The sequence below is a fragment of the Xanthomonas cissicola genome (assembly GCF_008801575.1).
GTDB classification, from domain to species: domain Bacteria; phylum Pseudomonadota; class Gammaproteobacteria; order Xanthomonadales; family Xanthomonadaceae; genus Xanthomonas; species Xanthomonas cissicola.
Map to the genome: position 1 here is coordinate 1 of NZ_VZPL01000145.1, position 4,256 is coordinate 4,256.

A 4,256-nucleotide genomic window follows, 5' to 3' on the forward strand; every position below is an offset into this window, starting at 1 on the left:
ATCTCGCGCCGGGTCTGCTTGCGCTTGCCCAGGCCCTCAGCGTCACCGAACGTCAGCTGCATAGATGATCCTCTACATGATGAGGCGGGTAGTGTCGCGTATCTGTGGTGCGTTGTTCAGAGCTTCCCTAGAGCGCGACAAGGCGGCTGACGGAGCATGCAGCCTGCGCTTGCGCTGCGTGAGCTGGCAGTACAGCGATGGGTGCACAGGTCAAGCAATTGCAACCCCGCATTCCGCGTGGGCCGATGCGCATACGGACGACTGGTCGCACAGCGCTGGGCGCGCCAGGTGCGGAGTGATTGCCACCCGTTGTTGCGCGCATGCCGGCTCAGAACGGCGACGAAAGCCGCGTGATCCATCGTCCGTGGCGTGGGATGCGTGCAGGCGCTGGACTAGCGCGGCCGGCGCAGAAAGCTCACCACCGCGTCCACCCAGGCCGCGTGGCTGTCTTCGACCTGGGCCACGTGGTCGGCGTGCGGCAGGGTCACCCAGCTGCGATCTTCGCTGCGCAGACGTGCGTAGAGATGGGCGTTGTCTGCCTGGGTGGCGATCGGGTCGTCGACGCCGCGCAACAGCAGCACCGGCAACGTCGCGACCTGCTCGGGGTGGAAGGCGAACTGCTCCATCGCGCGCCAGTCGGTGCGCACCGGGTCCGCTGCCAGCGCCTGGGCGACGTAAGCCGCACGTACGCCCGGCGGTGCCGCGTTGGCGGTGATGAAATCCTCGCCGGCCGCTGCGGCCGTGGTGGGTGTGCGCAAGGGCCGATCCGCCGGAACCGCTGACGCGGGTGGTGTATCCACATCGTCCGGGAAGCCGAACAACACCAGTGCGGAAATCTCTTGCGGTTGCTGCTGCGCGAGCAGCAATGCCACCCGCGCGCCGTTGGAATAGCCTAGCAGTGCGGGCGGCGGCAGGCCGGGATGGGTCTGCGCGACCCAGGCCAGCACGTTGCGGACATCGGCCACTGCACGGGCGGGCGTATTCCAGCCCGTGCGGTCGCGTGGGCTGCCGCCGTAGCCGCGCAGATCCACCGCGTACGCGGCAAACCCGGCTTGCGCGAGCGCCGCAAGGACAGAGCGCGCATCACGCGGCTCGCCAGGCGCCTGCAAATCGAAGTTGGGCAATGCGCTCCAGGTGCGGCCGTGCACCAGCACGATCGCGCCACGCGGCTGCACGGGCACCCGCGACCACACCGCCAGCGTCTGCCCATCGTCGGTGCGCACCTGCGACAACACGGTGCCCGTGCCGGGCTGCGGTTGTGCGTGCAGCGCCGCAGCAGCAGCCAATAGCAGTAACAGCAGGCAGGCAAATCGACGCGGCATGCGATGTCTCCGGACGCGGTGGGTTGAGCGCGGCCAACGTGCGCGCGCAGGCCGAAGTGGGCGGTGTGCCAGGCACACAGTGTACGAATGGTCCACGCCGGACTGAGTACCGACCGCGCGCGCCTGGCGGTGAGCGCAGTCGGTCTGTCCGCCCACCGAGACGACCTTACCCGGGTTGCGCCGCCGATGCTGTGCCGGCGTCGGCGGCTTGTTCTTCCAGGATCGGCCTGGCCAGCGCGAACGCGTGGTTGGCGGCCGGCACGCCGCAGTAGATCGCCGCCTGCAGCAGCACTTCCTTGATCTGCGCAGGCGTCACGCCGTTGTTGCGCGCCGCACGCACGTGCAGCTTGAATTCTTCGTCGTGGCCCAGCGCGACCATCATCGACAAGGTGATCAGCGACCGGGTGTGGGCCGGCAGGCCATCGCGGGTCCAGATGCCGCCCCAGGCGTAGCGGGTGATCAGGTCCTGGAATTCCTCGGTGAAGTCGCTGCGCGCGGCCAGCGCGCGATCGACATGCGCATCGCCAAGGACGCGGCGGCGTTCACGCATGCCGGCTTGATACCGTTCGTCTTCGTGCATGGGGTGTCCTTGCAAGGTGGGAAAGCTCACTGGCCCTGAAGAAAACCGAGCACCGCGTGGTTGAACGCGGCCGGCGACTCCAGGTTGCAGATGTGGCGGCCGGGCACCTGGGCGTAATGACCGTCCGGCGCGGCATAGGCGATCTCGCGCAGGTCAGGCGGCGGGCACACCGGGTCGTCGTCGCCGGCCAGCGCCAGCAGCGGCAGGCTCAGCCCGTCCAGTGCACCGCGGAAATCCGCATCGGCCACCGCCTGGCAGCAGGCGATGTAGCCGGCCGGCGAAGTGGAGACGAAGGCAGCGGCGATCATGTCCAGGCGCTGCGCGTGGCTGGTGGCGAATTCGGGGGTAAACCAGCGTTGCAGCGTGGCATCGATCAGCGTCGGAAGGCCTTCGCTGCGCACCTGTTCGATGCGGGTTTCCCAGGTGGCGGCGCTGCCGATTTTCTGCGCGGTGGCGCACACCACCAGCCGGCGCAAGCGCTGCGGTGCCTGCAGGCCCAGCCACTGCCCGGTGAGCCCGCCGATCGACAGGCCGCAGAAATCGCTTTGCGCGATCTCCAGGGCGTCCCACAGTGTCAGCACGTCCTGACCCAGGTCGGCGACGCTGTACGGGCCGGGCGGCGTCTCCGAATACCCGTGGCCGCGGCGGTCGTAGCGCAGGATGCGGTAGTGCGGAGCGAAGGCTTCGAGTTGCACGTCCCACATGTGCAGATCGGTGCCCAGCGAATTGCAGAAGGTCAGCCAGGGGCGTCCTTCGGTGCCGTCCAGGCGGTAGTGCAGGCGATGCGTGGGCAACTGGAGATAAGCCATCGAAGCACCGTCAACGGGAAGAAGATCCAGCCAGCACGCGGTCGATCCAGACCGAAGACATACCGTGCCAACTAGCGCTATCGAACACTGCCTGGAGTTGCGCGTGCGTGAGCACCGCGCTCACCTGCGCGTCTTCGCCGAGCACCTCGCGCAAATGCCGTTGCTGCGCCTGCGCGCGCAGCGCTGCCTGTTCCACCAGGGCGTGCGCCTGCGGCTTGCCCAGGTGTGACGCGAGCGCGAACACTGCCGCCTCGGCGTAGAGCAGCCCGCCGTGGCTGTCCAGATGCGCCTGCATGCGCGTGCGATCCAGTTCCAGACCGGACAGGCACAGCTGCATCTGCGCCAGGCTGCCGGCGGTGAGGCAGACGATCTGCGGCAAGGTGTCCCATTCGGCATGCCATTGCCCGGCCGCGCGCTCGTGCGGCTGCGCCATGGCACTGAACAATGTGGCGACCAGGCCCGGTACGCGGGTGGCTGCGGCAACCGCTGCCACGCTGGAGACCGGGTTGCGCTTGTGCGGCATCGCCGACGAGCCGCCTTTGCCGGCGGCGGCAGGCTCGAACGCTTCGCCCACCTCCGATTGCATCAGCAACGCCACATCGCCGCCGATCTTGCCCAACGTGGCAGCCAGCAGACCGAAAGCGCACCCGACCTCGACGATGCGGTCGCGCGCGGTATGCCAGGGCAGCGCGGGCAGCGGCAACTCCAGAGTGCTCGCCAGGGCCTGCGCCACTTCCAGGCCACGCTCCTGCAACGAGGCCAGGGTGCCGGCCGCGCCGCCGAACTGCAGCACCAAGGCATCGCGCCGCAAGGCGTGCAGGCGCTGCTGCGCACGCTGCAGGGCGTCCAGCCAACCGGCGACCTTGAGCCCGAAGGTGACCGGCACGGCCTGCTGCAGCAGGGTGCGTCCGGGCAAGCCGGTGTTGCGCTCGCGTTCGGCCAGCACCGCCAGATCGGCGCACAGGGCGTGCAGACGCGGCAGCAGCAGATCAAGCGCGGCGCGCAGCTGCAGCACCGTGCCGGTATCGATGACGTCCTGGCTGGTGGCGCCCCAGTGCACCCAGCGCGCGGCGGCCTTGTCGTGCGCGACCACCTGCGCGGTCAGCGCCTTGACCAGCGGAATGGCGGGATTGCCGGCCAGCGCCGTGGCCTGCGCCAACGCGGCCCGGTCGTAGTGCTGCACATCGCAGGCAGCGGCAATGGACTGCGCGGCCTGGGCGGGAATCACCCCGCACTGCGCCTGTGCGCGCGCCAGCGCGGACTCGAACTGCAGCATCGCCTGCAAGCGCGCGGCATCGTCGAACAAGGCGTCGCACGCAGGCTCGCCGAACAAGGATCCCAACAACGACGATGTCGCACTCATGTATTGCATCTCTAGGCGTGCCGGCAGCATCGCACCGATGTACCAAGGTGCCAACTAGGGCCTGTTAACACATCCGAAGCCCATCAACGACTAGGACGAAGCTGAGGAATCCAAGGAACATGACATCCAGCTTCTCGAAGCGCGAGAAAATCCGGCGGTAGCCTTTCAAGCGACGGAACAGT

Annotated in this window: 4 protein-coding genes and 1 pseudogene; all 5 read right to left on the reverse strand. The window is 68.3% G+C overall.

Going from position 1 to position 4,256, the window contains the following annotated elements; all coding sequences use genetic code 11:
• Positions 1-392: 392 nt before the first annotated feature.
• The gene (locus tag F7R02_RS24505; RefSeq protein WP_139370849.1) at positions 393-1,322 is read right to left on the reverse strand and encodes an alpha/beta hydrolase; all 930 of its coding nucleotides are present in this window, start codon (positions 1,320-1,322) and stop codon (positions 393-395) included.
• Between the two features lie 166 nt (positions 1,323-1,488).
• Positions 1,489-1,902 (reverse strand): 4-carboxymuconolactone decarboxylase, encoded by a 414-nt coding sequence (gene pcaC, locus F7R02_RS24510; RefSeq protein WP_033485432.1) that lies wholly within the window; start codon positions 1,900-1,902, stop codon positions 1,489-1,491.
• Between the two features lie 26 nt (positions 1,903-1,928).
• A complete protein-coding gene (gene pcaD, locus F7R02_RS24515) occupies positions 1,929-2,711 on the reverse strand; it encodes a 3-oxoadipate enol-lactonase (RefSeq protein WP_005928893.1) in 783 nt (260 codons plus the stop codon).
• 10 nt (positions 2,712-2,721) lie between these two features.
• Entirely contained in the window at positions 2,722-4,074 is a 1,353-nt protein-coding gene (locus tag F7R02_RS24520) for a 3-carboxy-cis,cis-muconate cycloisomerase (RefSeq protein ID WP_078588742.1), read from the reverse strand.
• 64 nt (positions 4,075-4,138) lie between these two features.
• Positions 4,139-4,256: pseudogene (locus F7R02_RS24525) on the reverse strand (IS5-like element ISCARN85 family transposase); the annotation flags it as partial.

Excerpts from the sequence above, each read along its gene's own strand:
- F7R02_RS24505 (WP_139370849.1), bottom strand. The coding sequence starts at position 1,322 with ATGCCGCGTCGATTTGCCTGCCTGCTGTTACTGCTATTGGCTGCTGCT.
- pcaC (WP_033485432.1), bottom strand. The coding sequence starts at position 1,902 with ATGCACGAAGACGAACGGTATCAAGCCGGCATGCGTGAACGCCGCCGC.
- pcaD (WP_005928893.1), bottom strand. The coding sequence starts at position 2,711 with ATGGCTTATCTCCAGTTGCCCACGCATCGCCTGCACTACCGCCTGGAC.
- F7R02_RS24520 (WP_078588742.1), bottom strand. The coding sequence starts at position 4,074 with ATGAGTGCGACATCGTCGTTGTTGGGATCCTTGTTCGGCGAGCCTGCG.